Source organism: Paraflavitalea devenefica, from assembly GCF_011759375.1.
In the GTDB taxonomy this organism is placed as follows: domain Bacteria; phylum Bacteroidota; class Bacteroidia; order Chitinophagales; family Chitinophagaceae; genus Paraflavitalea; species Paraflavitalea devenefica.
On sequence record NZ_JAARML010000004.1, the window covers coordinates 570,479 to 587,477 of the forward strand.

General features: G+C 46.9%; 11 protein-coding genes. 3 read left to right on the top strand and 8 right to left on the bottom strand.

Annotation, left to right across the window (positions count from 1 at the left end; translation table 11 throughout):
* Positions 1–297 precede the first annotated feature (297 nt).
* The gene (locus tag HB364_RS23840; protein WP_167290841.1) at positions 298–1,455 is read right to left on the bottom strand and encodes an AIR synthase related protein; all 1,158 of its coding nucleotides are present in this window, start codon (positions 1,453–1,455) and stop codon (positions 298–300) included.
* Positions 1,456–1,585: 130 nt separating this feature from the next.
* On the opposite strand from HB364_RS23840, the gene HB364_RS23845 reads away from it, so the two are divergent.
* Positions 1,586–2,596, top strand: a complete 1,011-nt coding sequence (locus HB364_RS23845) for a bifunctional riboflavin kinase/FAD synthetase (protein ID WP_167290842.1) — start codon at positions 1,586–1,588, stop codon at positions 2,594–2,596.
* Here HB364_RS23845 and holA read toward each other — a convergent pair.
* On the bottom strand, positions 2,580–3,578 hold the full coding sequence (gene holA, locus HB364_RS23850) for a DNA polymerase III subunit delta (RefSeq protein ID WP_167290843.1): 999 nt from the start codon (positions 3,576–3,578) through the stop codon (positions 2,580–2,582). The genes HB364_RS23845 and holA overlap by 17 nt on opposite strands.
* A 232-nt stretch (positions 3,579–3,810) precedes the next feature.
* Between holA and HB364_RS23855 the strand changes: the two genes are divergently transcribed.
* Positions 3,811–4,788: a coiled-coil domain-containing protein gene (locus HB364_RS23855; protein ID WP_167290844.1), complete on the top strand. Its 978-nt coding sequence runs from the start codon at positions 3,811–3,813 to the stop codon at positions 4,786–4,788.
* Between the two features lie 62 nt (positions 4,789–4,850).
* On the opposite strand, the gene HB364_RS23860 is transcribed toward HB364_RS23855, so the two are convergent.
* Positions 4,851–8,357: a hypothetical protein gene (locus tag HB364_RS23860; protein ID WP_246228591.1), complete on the bottom strand. Its 3,507-nt coding sequence runs from the start codon at positions 8,355–8,357 to the stop codon at positions 4,851–4,853.
* 250 nt (positions 8,358–8,607) lie between these two features.
* Between HB364_RS23860 and HB364_RS23865 the strand changes: the two genes are divergently transcribed.
* Positions 8,608–9,435: a hypothetical protein gene (locus HB364_RS23865; protein WP_167290845.1), complete on the top strand. Its 828-nt coding sequence runs from the start codon at positions 8,608–8,610 to the stop codon at positions 9,433–9,435.
* Positions 9,436–9,524: 89 nt separating this feature from the next.
* Here HB364_RS23865 and HB364_RS23870 read toward each other — a convergent pair whose 3' ends face one another.
* The 5 genes from HB364_RS23870 to HB364_RS23890 all read right to left on the bottom strand — a co-directional run bounded on the left by HB364_RS23870 (position 9,525) and on the right by HB364_RS23890 (position 16,965).
* Positions 9,525–11,141, bottom strand: a complete 1,617-nt coding sequence (locus HB364_RS23870; RefSeq protein ID WP_167290846.1) for an ABC-F family ATP-binding cassette domain-containing protein — start codon at positions 11,139–11,141, stop codon at positions 9,525–9,527.
* A 225-nt stretch (positions 11,142–11,366) separates the two neighbouring features.
* Positions 11,367–13,508 carry a S9 family peptidase gene (locus tag HB364_RS23875; RefSeq protein ID WP_167290847.1) on the bottom strand — a complete coding sequence of 714 codons (2,142 nt, stop codon included), beginning with the start codon at positions 13,506–13,508 and terminating at the stop codon, positions 11,367–11,369.
* A gap of 95 nt (positions 13,509–13,603) precedes the next feature.
* Positions 13,604–14,092: a VOC family protein gene (locus HB364_RS23880; RefSeq protein WP_167290848.1), complete on the bottom strand. Its 489-nt coding sequence runs from the start codon at positions 14,090–14,092 to the stop codon at positions 13,604–13,606.
* Positions 14,093–14,184: 92 nt separating this feature from the next.
* On the bottom strand, positions 14,185–14,949 hold the full coding sequence (locus HB364_RS23885; protein WP_167290849.1) for a succinate dehydrogenase/fumarate reductase iron-sulfur subunit: 765 nt from the start codon (positions 14,947–14,949) through the stop codon (positions 14,185–14,187).
* 42 nt (positions 14,950–14,991) lie between these two features.
* Positions 14,992–16,965, bottom strand: coding sequence for a fumarate reductase/succinate dehydrogenase flavoprotein subunit (locus HB364_RS23890; protein ID WP_167290850.1), 1,974 nt, complete (start codon positions 16,963–16,965; stop codon positions 14,992–14,994).
* Between the last annotated feature and the right edge of the window lie 34 nt (positions 16,966–16,999).

The window sequence follows — 16,999 nt, forward strand, 5'->3', positions numbered from 1 at the left end:
ACGAAAATACGCACACTATGTATCAAAACCGGTCATTTCTGAAATACTATTTTCTTTAATAACTACTGATTATCAATACACAACAAAATGGCATAGGCCTTGAAACATTTGGAACCAGTTTACGTCTTTCTAACGTAGTTGTAACTAACTTTTTTTCTATACGCAAGTTAACTTTTGTTAACACGGGGCAGGTTTCCACCTGCCCCTCGTCTTTGTGTAATGTAACGAAAAAAAGCGATACTCCCGTTGGAAAGTATCGCGTCCTTGTATAACCGGGAATAGTCCCGGAACGATGTCTTAGTAAATAATCTCTTCGCCGGCAGTCTTCAGTATCAGTTCTTTCTTACTTCCTGCCTCTACCCTTCCTACGATCTTTGCTTCCATACCCAGCGTTGCTGCTGTTTGGATCATCGCAGCGGCAGATGCCTCGGGTGTAAATATTTCCAGCCGGTGGCCCATATTGAATACCTGGTACATTTCACGCAGGTCACTGCCCGAAGCCTGCTGTATGATCCGGAAGATAACCGGTGGCTCAAACAGGTTATCTTTCACGATGCGGAAGTTGCCCGGCAGGTATTTCATGCATTTGGTTTGCCCCCCGCCACTGCAATGGATCAAACCGTGAATGGCATCGAAGTGATGGTCAAATAACTGCTTCAGCAAGGGCGCATAAGTACGGGTGGGACTTAGCAGAAGCTGGCCGACAGCATAGCCATCAACCGTATCCGTCATTCTATGCGGTCCGATGTAAACAACTTCATCGCTTAAAGCGTTTTCGTAGGATTCTTTGAACTGCTGTGCATAGTATTTACCCAGCACATCATGCCGGGCGCTGGTAAGGCCATTACTGCCAATACCGCTGTTGTAAGCAGTTTCATACACCGTTTGCCCATAGCTGGCAAAGCCTACAATCACATCACCGGGCTGTATCTTGTCGTTGGTCACCAGCTTTTGTTTGGGCCAGCGGGCCGTCATGGTGCCATTGACCGCGATGGTACGTACCACATCGCCTACATCGGCCGTTTCCCCGCCCAGGAAGTGAATGTTCACCCCAAATTGCTTCAGTTCATCAAAGAATTCCTGGGTGCCGTTGATAATAACTTCCAGCACTTCACCGGGAATTAATTTTTTATTACGGTCAATCGTAGAAGAAAACAGCAGATTATCGTGGATGCCCACGCAAAGCAGGTCGTCCAGGTTCATCACAATGGCATCCTGGGCAATGCCCTTCCATACACTGATATCGCCGGTTTCTTTCCAGTACAGGTAAGCCAGGATGCTCTTGGTGCCTGCCCCGTCGGCATGCATCAGGTTCACCCAGTTGTCGTCGCCGGTAAGATAATCGGGATATATTTTACAAAAAGCAAAGGGATACAAGCCTTTATCCAGTTTTTCAGTGGCCTTGTGAACTTCTTCTTTCTGAGCTGAAACGCCCCGCTGTGAATATAAACTCATGCGGCAAAACTAAGAAAGAAGTCCGAAGTCTGAAGTCCGAAGTCTGATTTTGGCCGCTGATTTCTGATTTCGGGCGTCCGACTTCAGACTTCCCACTTCCGACTTCATATTGTATTTTCGCACCGCATTTATGAAAGTCTATTATTCAACAGATGATATGCCTGCCTTTAACCGGGCAGTGCTTACGATAGGGACGTTTGACGGGGTACACCTGGGTCATCAGCAAATACTGGAACAACTGAAGCAGGAAGCCGCCAGGATAGCAGGGGAAACGGTGATTATCACTTTCCATCCGCATCCGCGTAAAGTAGTGTCCGGCACCCAGCCGGCTTTCCACCTGCTCAATACCATTGAGGAAAGGATTGAATTACTGGATAAAAACGGGATTGACCACCTGGTAGTGGTGCCTTTTACGGCTGCCTTTGCGCAACAAACCCCGGAAGCCTATATAGAGCATTTCCTGATAGAAAAATTCCACCCCCACACCATCATTATCGGGTACGACCACCGCTTCGGACAGGGCAGAACAGGGAATTATAAGCTATTAGAGGCTTATAGCGACCGTTCCGGCTTCCGGCTGATGGAAATACCACCCCATGTAATTGATGAAAATACAGTGAGTTCTACCCGCATCAGGCAGGCTATCCTGGACGGGCGGATTGAACCCGCCAATACCTTGCTGGGATATGATTTCTTTTTTGAAGGAACGGTAGTGGAAGGGAATAAGCTGGGACGTGTTTTAGGTTATCCTACCGCCAACCTGCGCATGGAGAATGAAGAAAAGCTGGTTCCCGGCAATGGTATTTATGTGGTGGAAGCGGAACTTGGAGGTCAGAAGTCCGAAGTCGGAAGTCAGAAATCGAACCTGGAGTTTCAGACCTCAGACCTCAGACCTCAGATTTCAGTGCTCCGTGGCATGATGAGCATCGGCATACGCCCGACGATCACGGATAACAGGCGCACCATTGAAGTAAACCTGTTTGACTTTAATGCCGATATTTATGGCCGCACGCTGCGGGTATATGTAAAAAAATACCTCCGCCCGGAAGAAAAGTTCGACGGGCTGGAAGCGCTGAAAGTGCAACTGGCAAAAGACAAAGAAGATTCGCTTCGCTATTTCGGGCTTAACTCATCATCTTAGCCACCATTTCTTTCAATAAGGAGGCATCTGTAGTACCTACATCATTTACCCCGATGCTTTTGAGGTTGTATTGATGTAACAGCAACAGGGCGCCTTCGGTACCTTCATAGCCATAGTTTTTGGCCGTCAATAAATAGTCTTTTACAAACCATGCATTAACACCAATGTTGGTGGCGATTGTTTTCTCGTCCTTGCCACTCTGGCCAAAGATCATATAGGTTTTGCTGAAAAGGTTGTAGATAGTAGGCAATACAAGTTGTATGGGAGCAGCTTTGGGATTGGCTTCAAAGTACTGGATGATGCGCATGGCTTTTGCCAGGTCCCTGGAAGCTACAGCACTCTGCAATTCAAAAGGATTGTATTCCTTGCTTACCCCTACATATTTCTCAATATCATCTTCTGTAATATTCCTGCGTTCACCGAGGTTCACCAGCATTTTATCAATCTCATTATTGATCCGGCTGAGATCATTGCCTATATGATCTACCAGGAGCAATAAAGCTTTCTGTGATATGGAATAACCTTTTGATTGTACCAGGTCATTGGTCCAGTCGGGCAACTGGTTATCATACATTTTTTTGGTGGTCAGCATTTCCCCTTTTTCTTTCAGGGTTTTGGCCAGCTTACTGCGCCCATCCACCTTTTTTTCTTTATATGATACAACGAATATCGTTGACTTTAAAGGATTGTCAATGTAAGGCTCCAGCTTGTCAATATCCCGCATTTGCTGCGCTTCTTTCAGTAATACCACCTGCCTGTCGGAAAACATGGGATAACGGCGGCAGGCATTGATGACATCGGGCCAACTGGCATCCTTGCCATAAAATACGGTGAGGTTAAACCCCGCTTCCGCCTCACTCAGGATATGATGCTCCGCATAATTAACCACTTTATCAATAAAGAAATCTTCTTCTCCTTCCAGCCAATAGATCGGTTTAAATTGTTTTTTTTTCCAGTCGGACAATATTTTTTCAGCAGACATGTGTGGAGGTAAAATATTTGAAATTGGTGCAATATTACACCAAAAAAAGGGGCTGTTAAAGAGGATTTATACACAGCTAAAACACAATACTATACTACTTTTCAGCGTTTTAGACCCTGCCATGCGGATACCCCTAAACAAATTCTGGCATGGTTTTGGACTAACCCATTATCGAAAACCTGAACAAGGGGTTAGCACCCAAATTTTAAACTTTTGAAAACACATATTAATTATGAGCACAACCAATTATCCATCAGCCAGTCCACAAAATCAACCTCCCAAAAAGGATTCTAAGAATCTTATCATTGGCTTATTAGCCGTTGGTATCCTTGGAACCTGGGGCTATTTTCTGTGGGACAAAAACAAGTCTGATCAAACGATCACTAACCTGCAAACACAGTATGTTGCAGTAGACTCTTCCAAGAATGAATTGCAAAAGAGCTTTGATGCTGCTGTTATCCGCCTCGATTCACTGACCGGTTACAACAATGAACTGGAAGGTAAACTGAGCGAGCGCAACAGCGAGATCCAGAAAATGAAAAATCAGATCGCCGCTAAGCTGAAAAAAGAAAGGCTTACTGAAAGAGAGAAAAAGGAACTTGCTTCCCAGATCTCTGATCTGAACGCCAAGATCAACAACCTGGAGCAGGAAGTTGCCCGCTTAACACAGGAAAACCAAGTCCTGACCACTGAGAAAACTCAGTTGACAGCCGACAAGGAAAAACTGACTACAGACCTGGCAACTACCAATACCGCTAAGGTTGAGCTGGAAAAGAAAGTAGACATCGCTTCTACGCTGAATGCTTCTGCTATTGCTATCACTCCTATCGATGAAAGAAGTGGTGGTAAAGAAAAAGTAACTACTACTGCAAAACGCGTAGACAAGCTGGTTATCTCTTTCGATGTTGACAACCGTATCGCTCCTCCCGGTTCTACTGAAGTGTATGTTTCAGTAACTGATCCCGAAGGAAAACCAGTAACTGTTGAAGCACTGGGTTCCGGTACCTTCACTACCCGTGAAGAAGGCGATAAGTTCTACACTTTCAAAATGCCTGTTAACATTGAAACCGGTAAGAAAGTACACGTAGAATATCCCTGGAAACAAAACAGCGGATTCAAGAAAGGTAACTACAAGATTGAAGTTTATCACAATGGCTTCAAGATCGGAGAAAGTGTACGTGAACTGAAGAAAGGTGGCCTTTTCTCATAATTCTTTATAAGGATATTTTATCTGAAACCGTTCCGGCTTACCGGAACGGTTTTTTATTGCCCCTACAGCAAAGCTCTTATCGACGCACGGCCGATGTGTACCACCCGGGAAGTACCTGGCTTGCGCCCCTCATATTGGATGTTCATTTCAAGGCTATTGGAAAGCCGCCTGGTAAGGTCGAGGTTCCACAGGAAGTTCTTACCCGGCAAAAGGCCATCCAGTATGATGTAGGCAGCAGGTGAGTTGGTATTGGGCGTGGCTTCGAGTGAGGTGAAAGTAATATTGTTGTAGGTAAAGCGGGCCTGTATGGAAGTACTCTGCAGGATATTGTATTTCACTTCCGAAGTAATGGCATGTGATAATGATTTTTCTTCATAGCCTGTTTGGTTTTTCTTATCTGTGAATTTATACCCCACCATGGCCCGGAAGGTAGCGCCCCTGGTTAGCGTAATCCTCGGCTCTATGGCATATTGATCAATCTTAAAATTGCGGTTATCAAATTTAGGATTGGAACTAATGAGTTGATTGACCCCTGTTTTACCACTGAGCTCCAACATAAACGCCCGGGTAATATTCCACCGGCCCCGCAGGTTCCATTCATTCAGCTTGCGGCTCTCATATCCATAGGTAAGCAAGGATTTGCTGCTGTTGCGGGAGTTATTGAAATCGAATCCCCATTTGGGGCTAAAACGGTTATAAGAAAAGGTATTGATGAAAATAGAATTGAGCGTGATAAGCGAGGTATCACTCAGGGGGGCCTTGAAAGGATTAAACTGCACAATACCCCTGGCTATTTCCTTTTTATTGAGTTGCAGGGACGATTGCAGGTTTGCATTGGCCAGCAGTTTTATAAATCCCCTGGCCTTTGTAAGGTCGATCACCGACCTTGGGTTGAGCCCGACCGTGTAATTGAAGGTATTGTAGTTGGCTTTTACAAATTCGTTGGTAGGCGTAAAGATGCGGATGTATTTGGCCTGGTCCTGGAATAAGGCCACCTCAAATTCATTGAGCTGCTGTACGCCGTCATTGTTGTAATCATTCCAGGTATATTCCCCCTGCCCTGCAGGCACTTCCAGGTAGGCATAATCCCGTTTTTGCTCCTGCCCCGCCCCTACTTCATATAATACGTTACCGGTAAGCAATCCCTTCCATTCATTGACCAGGTACTCTGCCCTGCCCAACAGGCTGTTATCAGCTTTCTGCGTGGTTACTTTATCGTTCAGGATAGACAATGTTCTGTAGGTACCATTAAAACGAAACTGGTGCCGTTCATTTTTGAGCAACTCTGCAAAAACATTAATGTTATGACTGCGGTCAGCCGTAGCCAGCTCTTTACCCAAAGGATAGGCATTGGTACGGGTGAAGTAAATGATGCCCCAGCGGTTGGGTTTGGTAACATCCGATTTAACAGATGCCTGAAAGTTCTCAAAGGCGAAACTTTGCGCTAAAACACTATCTGATCGCTTATTATGGATCTCATTATATTCCAGGGAATAATTGAATCCCAGTGTATAGTTTTTCAACCGGGGAAAGGGGCGTGAGATATCAATGGTGGGCCGCCAAAAGTACCCTTTATCGGTCGTGGCATTCACATCCGAATACATAAATACATTATTGAGCCGCCAGCCTTTGATCACCTGGTAATGACTGATCGTATTGCGAATGCCGGTGAAACCAGTACCCCGGTTGTACCGGGTAAACTGGTATTTCAATGAATTGCCTTTAGCATCCACCAATCCGGCCGCACCGGTAATGATGGCTTCATTTTCCGGGGTGGTTTGCAGCGGCAATCCCCAGTCGCGCGTAAACTCTACATTCCTTAACCGCTCCAGTGGTTTGAATTTTGCTTCCACATATTCAAAGCCTCCCTCTGTTATGAGTTGCAGCCCGGCTTTTGAAGCTTTGAATGGCAGGGTATTTTTCAACTGTACCTTACCCGCGTATCCTTTATCATTGCCTTTGTCTTTGGTGGAAAAAGTATTGACATCGTAATTGCTCATGGCCACCTCGGTATTGAGGATGGTATTCTTTGTAACATTATAATCAATCCCAATGCTGATCAGTTGCTGCTTCTTGGGAGTTACCAGCAATACAGCCGGCTCATACTGTCCCTGTAGCTTGCCATCTACCGGCTCCACCCAGCGGTATACTTTTCCATTGGCGCCATTCAGGTCCGGGATGTAATTACCGTTCCCCACGCCCACATCAATAAAGGAAAGGCTGTAACGGGCGCTGTCCGGATGAGTACTGTACACAAAAATGGAGTCGCGGGCAGGCGCACCATTCCAGGTGGTATCAATCTTTTTATACAATATCTTACCGGCGGCAAAGGTATCAAGGGTGGCTGTAGGATAAAATGCTTTGGAGATGCTATCACCTATGGTATTCAGGAACAGCTTTTGTTGCGGGTCGAGCGATTGATTAATGGGTGAACTTTTGGCATCTGCATTGTTAAAAAAACCTACCCGTAGCTTCGCCTTTTCGCCCAGCTTCACTTCATCGGCCAGGTAAAGGTTTGAGTTCAGGTAATTCCTGTCGGCATATTCAAACTCTACCTGTATACGCCTGTCTTTGGTGATCATCCTTTTAGGCGTAAAAGCAATTTCGGCGGTGTTGTAATTGATCACGTAATCCTGGTCTTCCCCCCGCTGCAGCAGTTCGCCATCAATGTATACCCGCTCTGTATTGGCCAGCACCACAAAAAAGAACTCATTATTGGCGCCCGTGAGGCGGTAAGGCCCCTGGTTGCCTTCCTGGCCATTGAATACATTACGGGTAAATTTTCCTTTGGCGATAGAACCGCTCACAAGCAGGTTATTGCTGATGGAAGGTGTTATCTGCGTGGTGGTTTCAAAAGAGATCCCCTGCAGGCGCTTATAGAAGTTGAGGAAATAGCTTTGCTGTTGGCGGATATCAATATCCCCCAGGCTAAGCTGCCAGTTCTTTTTCCTGAATTGCAGGAAGATGCGGTCAAATTCATTCAACTCCTGCGTGGTACCATCCGGCTGGATAGGGATATTATTGTCGGTAATAGCGGCTACAATCTCGATACTATCGGCCAGGAACCCGCTCAACTGCAGGTTGAGGTTAGAAGTTACCACCGCATCCTGGCTATTGCCAAAGGAAATGCCACGCCCGAAACTACCATTGTAATTGATATTGCCGAAGTTGAAGAAGCTTTCTGATTGACTGATCCCTGCATAATTGGGATTAAAAGGTTGCCCGATGAAGTTGTTCATGATACTGTCATAAGGCATCCTGTTGGCCACTGCATTCAGGCGTGCAGGGAATACCCGGTACCAGACCACGAGGGTATCCAGTAAAGGCCTGGATTTCCAGGTGAGCCGGGCATTGACAAAATCCACTGTATACAGGCTATCCGGCGCCCCTAATATGAATACTGTTTTGGGAATAATGCTTACCGTGTCCAGTTGCACCACCGGCTGGTTGGACAATATGATCTTTTTGCGGAGATTAGACAGGGATTTCCCCTGCGGCGCCTGGGCAAAAGCCGGCTGCAGTAAGGGTAAACACAATAAGGCGAGTATCAGGATCCTCCCGACCAACAAAAAGATGCAGTTTCGTTTTTACAGAATCCCCTTCCGGAAAGTGGGCGCCATTTTCCCGGAAAGGCTACCATCACCAAGTCTGCTGATTTTCACTTGCTTAAGCAGTATCAGGCAGACCACCGCTTATAGCGTTTAAAATTAGGATTTTATTGCCTGAACGCAGGCTTTTATGCTGTTTACCAGCACCCGCGAAGTCCGTGCAACGCCGGGGCCGGCAATGCTGTCAACGCTTTACCTTACACACTACACCATGAGAAAAATTGTAACCTGCATCCTCCTTATCACCTTATTCACCAGTTGTGCCCGTTATGCCTATTATCAAAGTCCCCTGCATACCAATACCCATTCTTACAAAACAATACCACTTAAGAGCGAGAACAAGCCTGCGGCTACCTATGCAAGTGTAGCAGTAACTACCGGGGGTGCCAATGAAAAGCTCAAGGACGGTTATGTCGGGGTACTTGGCAGTGGATACAGGGCACATAATTTTGGAAGTTTCCAGGCATTTTATGGCATTTCAGGCTCCTGGGGCAATTATAAGGTTGATTCATTTTTCCGCCACAGCAGGGATAACCCCGGCGGCAACAGGTATGTGGCCAATACCGTCAATGATTCACTGATCAACAGAGAAGCTGGCCGGAAATCCTGGGGTTCTGTAGGCGGCTACGCCGGCATTAATCTTGTTAAATCGTTTCAATCAGGTGGAGAATGGAGGGTATTGGGCGCAGAGGTGTCCTGGACACATGAACTGGGTAATTATTTTGATTTCAGGAGAAAACTGCCCGATACGGCTGCCAACCTGATTGACCGCAGCCGGCATTTCCTGACATTTGCCGTCAGCACTGAGTTCATAGGCAAAATTGATGACGTATCACTTAGCTATAAGATAGCTTGTGGAGGCAGTCTCCGGAAAATGCCAGGATATGACAAACAAGGGAAGCCAACGAATTATACCTCCGACTTCTTATGTCAGACGCTGACGCTTACGTTCAATCGTACAACCTTTTTTGGCCAATGGAATATCGGCACCTATGCAATGGGGTTCCATATTGGGGCCAATATGCGGATCAGCCAATAAAAAAGGCCGGCAAAACGCCAGCCTGTATAGGTTAACAACTTAAAGTTTAACGAACTCCTACTCGCCATTTACCACTTGCCACTCGCGGCTTAAGCTACTTTCAGCTTCCGTGCCTGCTTTTCTTCGAGGTATTCATCGAAGGTCATGAGCTTATCAATAACGCCTGTAGGTGTTAATTCGATAATACGGTTGGCCACCGTTTGCAGGAAGGTATGGTCATGGGAAGTGATCAGCACGATGCCTTTGAAGTTTTCCATGCTTTCGTTGAACGATTGGATGGATTCCAGGTCAAGGTGGTTGGTAGGCTCATCGAGGATCACCACATTAGGGTCCTGCAGCATCATACGGCTGATCATGCAACGTACTTTTTCCCCTCCGCTCAATACAGTGGTTTTCTTCATGATCTCATCACCGCTGAACAGCATTTTACCCAGGAAACCACGCAGGAAAGGCTCATCCACATCTGTTACATGCGGCGGCACATACTGGCGCAGCCAATCCATGAGGTTGAAGTTGCTGGTGAAAAATTCAGAGTTATCATTGGGCAGGTAGGCTTTGGATACGGTGCTGCCCCATTCAAATTTGCCACTGGCAGCAGCCAGTTTGCCATTGATGATCTCGAAGAAAGCAGTTACCGCCATCTGGTCATCGGCCACTACAGCGATCTTATCTCCTTTATTGACCATGAAGTTCACATTGCTGAACAATACACGGCCATCTATTGACGCAGACAGCTTTTCTACATTCAATATCTGGTTACCTACTTCACGCAGTTGCTTAAAGATGATACCCGGATATTTACGGTTGGAAGCCGTAATTTCTTCAATGACCAGTTTCTCCAAAGCTTTCTTACGGGAAGTAGCCTGCTTGGATTTGGAAGCATTGGCACTGAATCGCGCAATGAACTCCATGAGGTCCTTACGCTTTTCCTCCATCTTCTTGTTCTTGTCCCCCTGCTGACGGGCAGCCAACTGGCTGCTCTCGTACCAGAAGGTATAGTTACCGGTATAGATCTTGATCTTTTGACGGTCTACATCCGCTACGTGTGTACATACTGAATCGAGGAAGTGACGGTCGTGCGATACCACGATCACGATGTTCTCGTATTCGGCCAGGAAATTCTCCAGCCAGGAAATGGTTACTACGTCCAGGTTGTTGGTAGGCTCATCGAGGATGAGGATATCCGGATTGCCAAACAACGCCTGCGCCAGCAATACCCGTACTTTGAGCGCACCGCTGATGTCTTTCATCAGGCTCTGGTGCAGTTCTTCTCCTACGCCCAGTTCACTCAGCAAAGTAGCGGCATCACTCTCGGCCGTATAACCACCCATTTCACCAAACTCGCCTTCCAGCTCACCGGCACGGATGCCATCTTCTTCTGTAAAGTCCTCTTTGGCATAAATAGCATCACGGTCCTGCATCACCTTCCACAGTTTGGTATGCCCCATCAGCACTGTATTCAGAACAGTGAAGTCATCAAATGCAAAATGGTTTTGATTTAAAACGGCCATCCGTTCACCGGGCGTGATATCGATTGTGCCTTTATTGGGCTCGATCTCGCCAGACAATATTTTCAGGAAAGTAGATTTCCCGGCGCCATTGGCGCCAATAACACCATAGCAATTGCCTTTAGTGAAAGAAAGGTTTACTTCATCAAACAAAACCCGCTTACCAAAAGAGAGCGTTACATTATTTACTGTGATCATATTTTACAACTGAATTTCAGGGCGCAAAGGTACGATAAAAATAGTTCCGGGTTACGAGTTTCTGGCTCCGGGTTGCTGCCGCGATTTAAACTCTCTGCCAACCTATAGTTGATTGAAAATCAACCTACTTAAAAGGAAAGAGCCGGCCATTGAGCCAGCTCTTTGCCAATTCAGTAAGTATACCAGGCGGAGCAACCCCAAACCCGGAACACGAAACCCGGAATTTTACTCCGTTTTCCCCTCCAGCGCCAACAGGAAGGCATACCGTAAGGCCACCTCTTTCAGGTAGTCAAAGCGGCCCGATGAGCCTCCATGACCGGCTTCCATATTGGTTTTGAGTAACACAATATTGCTATCCGTTTTCAATTCGCGCAGTTTGGCCACCCACTTGGCAGGTTCAAAGTATTGCACCTGGGAATCATGCAACCCTGTGGTGACCAGCAGGTTGGGATAAGCCTTCTTTTCTACATTATCGTAGGGAGAATAAGACTTGATATAGAAGTATTCCGCACTGTCGGCCGGGTTGCCCCATTCCTCATATTCGCCTGTTGTAAGCGGGATACTGGGATCGCTCATGGTAGTGATCACATCTACAAAGGGCACATCGGCCACTACCCCATGCCACAGATCAGGACGTATGTTGGTAATAGCGCCCATCAGCAAACCACCGGCGCTGCCGCCATTGGCATACAGGTGCTCTTTGGTGGTATATTTTTCATTGATCAGGAATTCCGCACAATCAATAAAATCGTAGAAGGTATTTTTCTTTTTAAATAAGTGACCGTCATCATACCACTGGCGTCCCATTTCCTGACCGCCACGTACATGCGCCACTGCATATACAAAGCCACGGTCCAGCAGGCTGATCACATTTCTGTTAAAAGCAGGGAATGAGCTGGAGCCATACGAACCATACGCATACAGCAACAAGGGGTTACCGGCATCTTTCTGCACACCTTTTTTGTACACGAGTGATACCGGCACTTTCACACCGTCGCGGGCAGTAGCCCATAAACGCTCTGAGGTATAGTCTTCTTTCTTAAAGCCACCCAGTATTTCAGTCTGTTTCTTGAGCTCCTTCTGTTGGGTATCCATATTATAATCATAGATGGAAGCAGGGGTAGTCATAGATGTGTAAGAAAGGCGCAGCACATTGGTATTGAAATCAGGATTTACATTCACAAATGCTGTATAAACAGGCTCATCAAATTTCACATAGAAATCCTTCTTGTCGGTCTGGTTAATAATACGCAACTGGTTCAACGCATCTTTCACTTCTCCCAGCACCAGGTGGTTTTTAAATACCGTCAGGCCAGACAGGTAAACATCTTTACGGTGTGGTATTACTTCTTTCCAGTTCTCTTTGCCCGTCTTCCCTTCCGGCGTTTCCATCAGCCTGAAGTTGGGCGCCTCCCAATCCGTAAGCACATAGAACTTATCGTTGAAATGCTCCACGCTGTATTGAAGCTTCTCCTGCCGGGGCTGGAATATTTTGAAGGCGCCGGTTGGTGCGGCAGCTTCCAGCAGGCGGTATTCTGTAGACACCTGGTTCATATCCGAAACAATACCTATATACTTTTTGGACTTGCTGCGGAATAGCCCCATATAGAAGCGGTTGTCTTTTTCTTCATATACCAGCACATCCTGTTTGGGATCGGTGCCCAGTACATGGCGCCAAACCTGGTAGCCCAATAAAGTGGTAAGGTCCTTTTTAATATAAAAGATCGTCTTGTTATCCGACGCCCAGGCAAGATCGCCGCCTTCTACATTGGGAATTATTTCGGGATAGATGCTGCCTGTTTGCAGGTTTTTGAATTGCAGGCCATATAAGCGACGGCTTACAGAGTCTACTGTAAACGCCAGCAATTCATTGTTATCACTTACCGACCTGCCGCCAATGGAATAGTATTTGAATCCTTCGGCCATCTTATTCTGGTCCAGTATGATCTCTTCCGGCGCTTCCAGGGTTTCTTTCTTCCGGCAATAGATGGGATATTGCTTCCCTTCTTCAAAACGGGAGTAATACCAGTAACCATTGTCCTTATACGGCAATGATTCATCTTTTTCCTTGATACGGCCTTTCAGTTCGGCAAAGAGCTTTTCCTGGAAAGCTTTGGTGCCCGACATCATGGTGTCCAGGTAAGCATTCTCCGCTTTCAGGTAATCCAGTACTTTCTGGTTCTCGCGCTGGTTCAGCCAGTAATAATCATCTACCCGGGTATCGCCATGCACTTTAAATTCTTTGGGGTTCTTTTCGGCAAGCGGCGTTTTAATATCCTTAGGCCATTGATATGGTTGCATAGTTGTTGAAGGTTGATTACAGGCTGTGAGCCATAGCGCTAACAGCAACAGACATAGATTTTTCATGCAGCGATTGTTTAATAGCCTTAAAATACTGATTCTGCCATCAAGTATTGCTGCCTTTGGTGTAAAGGGTAAAAATTCAAGGGAAATGGGTAAGATCAAGCGGTAGCCTCAGCCAGCAGGCTTTCTACATTGAGCCGCGCTGTTACCATCTGGAGATTCCCGGCCCCATCGAGCGGCCATTGTTCTTTTGGTTTATCCCAATACAGCTCTACCCCATTCCCATCCGGATCGTCCAGGTAAATAGCCTCGGATACGCCGTGATCCGACATACCGGTCAACGGATACCTGGCGGCTATCAATCTTTTGAGGATAATGGCCAGGTCTTTACGGGTGGGATACAGGATGGCCGTATGATATAAGCCGGGGGCATTTTGCGGCGCCGGAGGGGCATTACGACTATGCCAGGTATTCAGGCCAATATGGTGGTGGTAACCGCCCGCTGATATAAAAACAGCCTGGGCGCCATAACGTTGTATGACCTCAAATCCCAGCAGGTCACGATAAAAAGCAAGGGACTTATCTATATCAGACACTTTTAAATGCACGTGACCGATACGGGTTTGAGCAGGTACTTTGTATTCCATTAGCTAAAATAACAACAATCGACTATTAAAAGTTGAGGCACAAAAAAACCGGCCATAGGGCCGGTTTGCATCAATTTATACAGTGTGGACGCTTATTTATCAATAGTAAGGCCGGCCCGCAGGTACTCAGTGTTAAGACGGGCAATGTTGCTGATGGAGATCTCTTTGGGGCATACCGCTTCGCAGGCGCCGGTATTGGTACAACCACCAAATCCTTCTTTGTCCATCTGTGCAATCATATTAATGGCGCGGTCTTTACGCTCCGGATTACCCTGCGGCAATAAGGCGAGGTGGCTTACTTTGGCCGATACAAAGAGCATGGCAGAACTGTTCTTACAAGCTGCGACACAGGCGCCGCAACCGATACAGGCCGCATTCGCAAATGCCAGGTCGGCTTTATCCTTATCAATCGGAATAGCATTGGCGTCAACCGGGTTACCGGTATTCACGGAAATATAACCACCAGATTGAATGATGCGGTCAAAGGCACTACGGTCTACCATCAGGTCCTTGATCACCGGGAAAGCTTTGGCCCTCCAGGGTTCAACCACAATGGTATCGCCGTCTTTATAGGCCCGCATGTGCAACTGGCAGGTAGTATTGGCTTGCCAGGGACCATGTGGGCGGCCATCAATATACATGGAGCAGGCGCCACAAATACCTTCCCGGCAGTCATGGTCAAAAGTAATAGGGTCTTTTCCGTCACGGATAAGCTCTTCATTCAATACATCAAACATCTCCAGGAAAGACATTTCCGAAGAAATATTCTTTACCTGGTAGGTTTCAAATTGTCCCCTGTCATCTTTATTCTTCTGTCTCCAGACCTTGAGGGTCAGGTTCATGTTATAATGCTCCATAGTATTGTATTAAAATGCCGGGTATAAATGTCTTTCTTTTGATTATTTGTAGGAACGCTGACTTGGTTTAGCTACTTCAAACTCCAGCGACTCTTTATGCAATTGCCAGTCACTCTCCCCTTTGAATTCCCAGGCAGCAGCATACTGGAAGTTATTGTCATCCCGCTTAGCTTCGCCTTCTTCGGTTTGTGACTCTTCCCGGAAGTGACCGCCACAGCTTTCCCGGCGATTCAGTGCATCTTTACACATGAGCTCGCCCAGTTCAATAAAATCAGCCACACGGTTGGCCTTATCCAGTTCAGGATTCATTTCATTGACATTACCAGGTATGCGTACGTCACTCCAGAATTCTTTTTTCAGTTGTTGTATTTCTACAATGGCTTCCTGCAATCCTTTTTCATTACGGGCCATGCCACATTTGTCCCACATGATCTTTCCGAGGCGCTTATGGAAGCTCTCTACCGTTTGCTTTCCTTTAATACTCATCAGCTTTTCAATACGTGTTCTTACCTCTTTCTCTGCTTCTTCAAAACCTGCGTGGGTGGTAGGGATCGCTTTGGTACGGATCTCATCGGCCAGGTAATTACCAATGGTATAAGGAATAACAAAATAACCATCGGCCAGTCCCTGCATCAGGGCAGAAGCGCCCAGGCGGTTGGCGCCGTGATCACTGAAATTGGCTTCGCCCAAAGCATACAGCCCCGGTACAGTAGTCATCAGCTCATAATCCACCCACAGGCCACCCATGGTATAGTGAACGGCGGGATAGATACGCATCGGTACTTCATACGGGTTTTCACCGGTAATCTTTTCGTACATATCGAAGAGGTTACCATATTTTTCTTTTACTACTGCTACGCCCTGTTTACGCACTACCTCTGCGGATGGGTTCTCAATGCCCAGCTTACGGCACTCGATCTTTCCATAACGCTCAATGGCCGCTGCATAGTCAAGGTATACAGCCTGTTTGGAAGTACCTACACCATAACCGGCATCGCAACGTTCTTTGGCAGCCCTGGAGGCTACGTCACGCGGAACCAGGTTACCAAAGGCGGGATACCTTCTTTCGAGGTAGTAATCCCTTTCCTCTTCCGGTATCTCACTGGGTTTGCGGTTGTCCCCCTGTTTCTTGGGCACCCAGATACGGCCATCATTACGCAAGCTCTCCGACATGAGCGTGAGCTTGGACTGGTGATCGCCGCTCACCGGTATACAGGTGGGGTGAATTTGTGTATAGCAGGGATTACCGAAGAAAGCGCCCTTCCGGTGTGCTTTCCAGGCAGCCGTTACATTACTGCCCATGGCATTGGTAGAGAGATAGAAAACGTTGCCATAGCCACCGCTGCACAGCAATACAGCATGACCAAAGTGGCGTTCCAGCTCACCTGTTACCAGGTTCCTGGCAATAATACCCCTGGCCTTGCCGTCAATGGTTACCACTTCCAGCATTTCATGGCGGGAGTATTGTATCACATTACCCAATGCCACCTGGCGCTCCAGTGCCTGGTAGGCGCCTATCAATAATTGCTGACCGGTTTGCCCGGCAGCATAAAAAGTTCTTTGTACCTGTGTTCCACCGAAGGAACGGTTGCTCAGCAAACCACCATATTCACGGGCAAAAGGAACACCTTGTGCCACGCACTGGTCAATAATATTAGCGCTCACCTCTGCCAGGCGATGCACATTCCCTTCACGGGCGCGGTAGTCGCCACCTTTAATGGTATCATAAAATAAACGGAATACAGAGTCACCATCATTCTGATAGTTCTTGGCAGCATTGATACCACCCTGCGCGGCAATGGAGTGCGCCCGGCGGGGGGAATCCTGGAAACAGAATGTTTTCACCTTATAACCCAGCTCTCCGAGAGCTGCTGCTGCTGAAGCGCCCGCCAATCCGGTACCAATGATAATGATCTCAAGGCTGCGCTTATTGGCCGGGTTTACCAGCTTACAATGGCCTTTATAATCTGTCCACTTGAGCTCTAAAGGACCGGCTGGGATTTTTGAATTCAACATATAACCAGTTTATGGTTTTAAATGTATCCGGAGC

Bases quoted from the DNA above. Each gene is read 5' to 3' on its own strand.
- HB364_RS23855 (WP_167290844.1), top strand. From the start codon at position 3,811: ATGAGCACAACCAATTATCCATCAGCCAGTCCACAAAATCAACCTCCC.
- HB364_RS23885 (WP_167290849.1), bottom strand. From the start codon at position 14,949: ATGGAGCATTATAACATGAACCTGACCCTCAAGGTCTGGAGACAGAAG.
- HB364_RS23845 (WP_167290842.1), top strand. From the start codon at position 1,586: ATGAAAGTCTATTATTCAACAGATGATATGCCTGCCTTTAACCGGGCA.
- HB364_RS23875 (WP_167290847.1), bottom strand. From the start codon at position 13,508: ATGAAAAATCTATGTCTGTTGCTGTTAGCGCTATGGCTCACAGCCTGT.
- HB364_RS23880 (WP_167290848.1), bottom strand. From the start codon at position 14,092: ATGGAATACAAAGTACCTGCTCAAACCCGTATCGGTCACGTGCATTTA.
- HB364_RS23865 (WP_167290845.1), top strand. From the start codon at position 8,608: ATGAGAAAAATTGTAACCTGCATCCTCCTTATCACCTTATTCACCAGT.
- HB364_RS23840 (WP_167290841.1), bottom strand. From the start codon at position 1,455: ATGAGTTTATATTCACAGCGGGGCGTTTCAGCTCAGAAAGAAGAAGTT.
- HB364_RS23870 (WP_167290846.1), bottom strand. From the start codon at position 11,141: ATGATCACAGTAAATAATGTAACGCTCTCTTTTGGTAAGCGGGTTTTG.
- HB364_RS23890 (WP_167290850.1), bottom strand. From the start codon at position 16,965: ATGTTGAATTCAAAAATCCCAGCCGGTCCTTTAGAGCTCAAGTGGACA.
- holA (WP_167290843.1), bottom strand. From the start codon at position 3,578: ATGTCTGCTGAAAAAATATTGTCCGACTGGAAAAAAAAACAATTTAAA.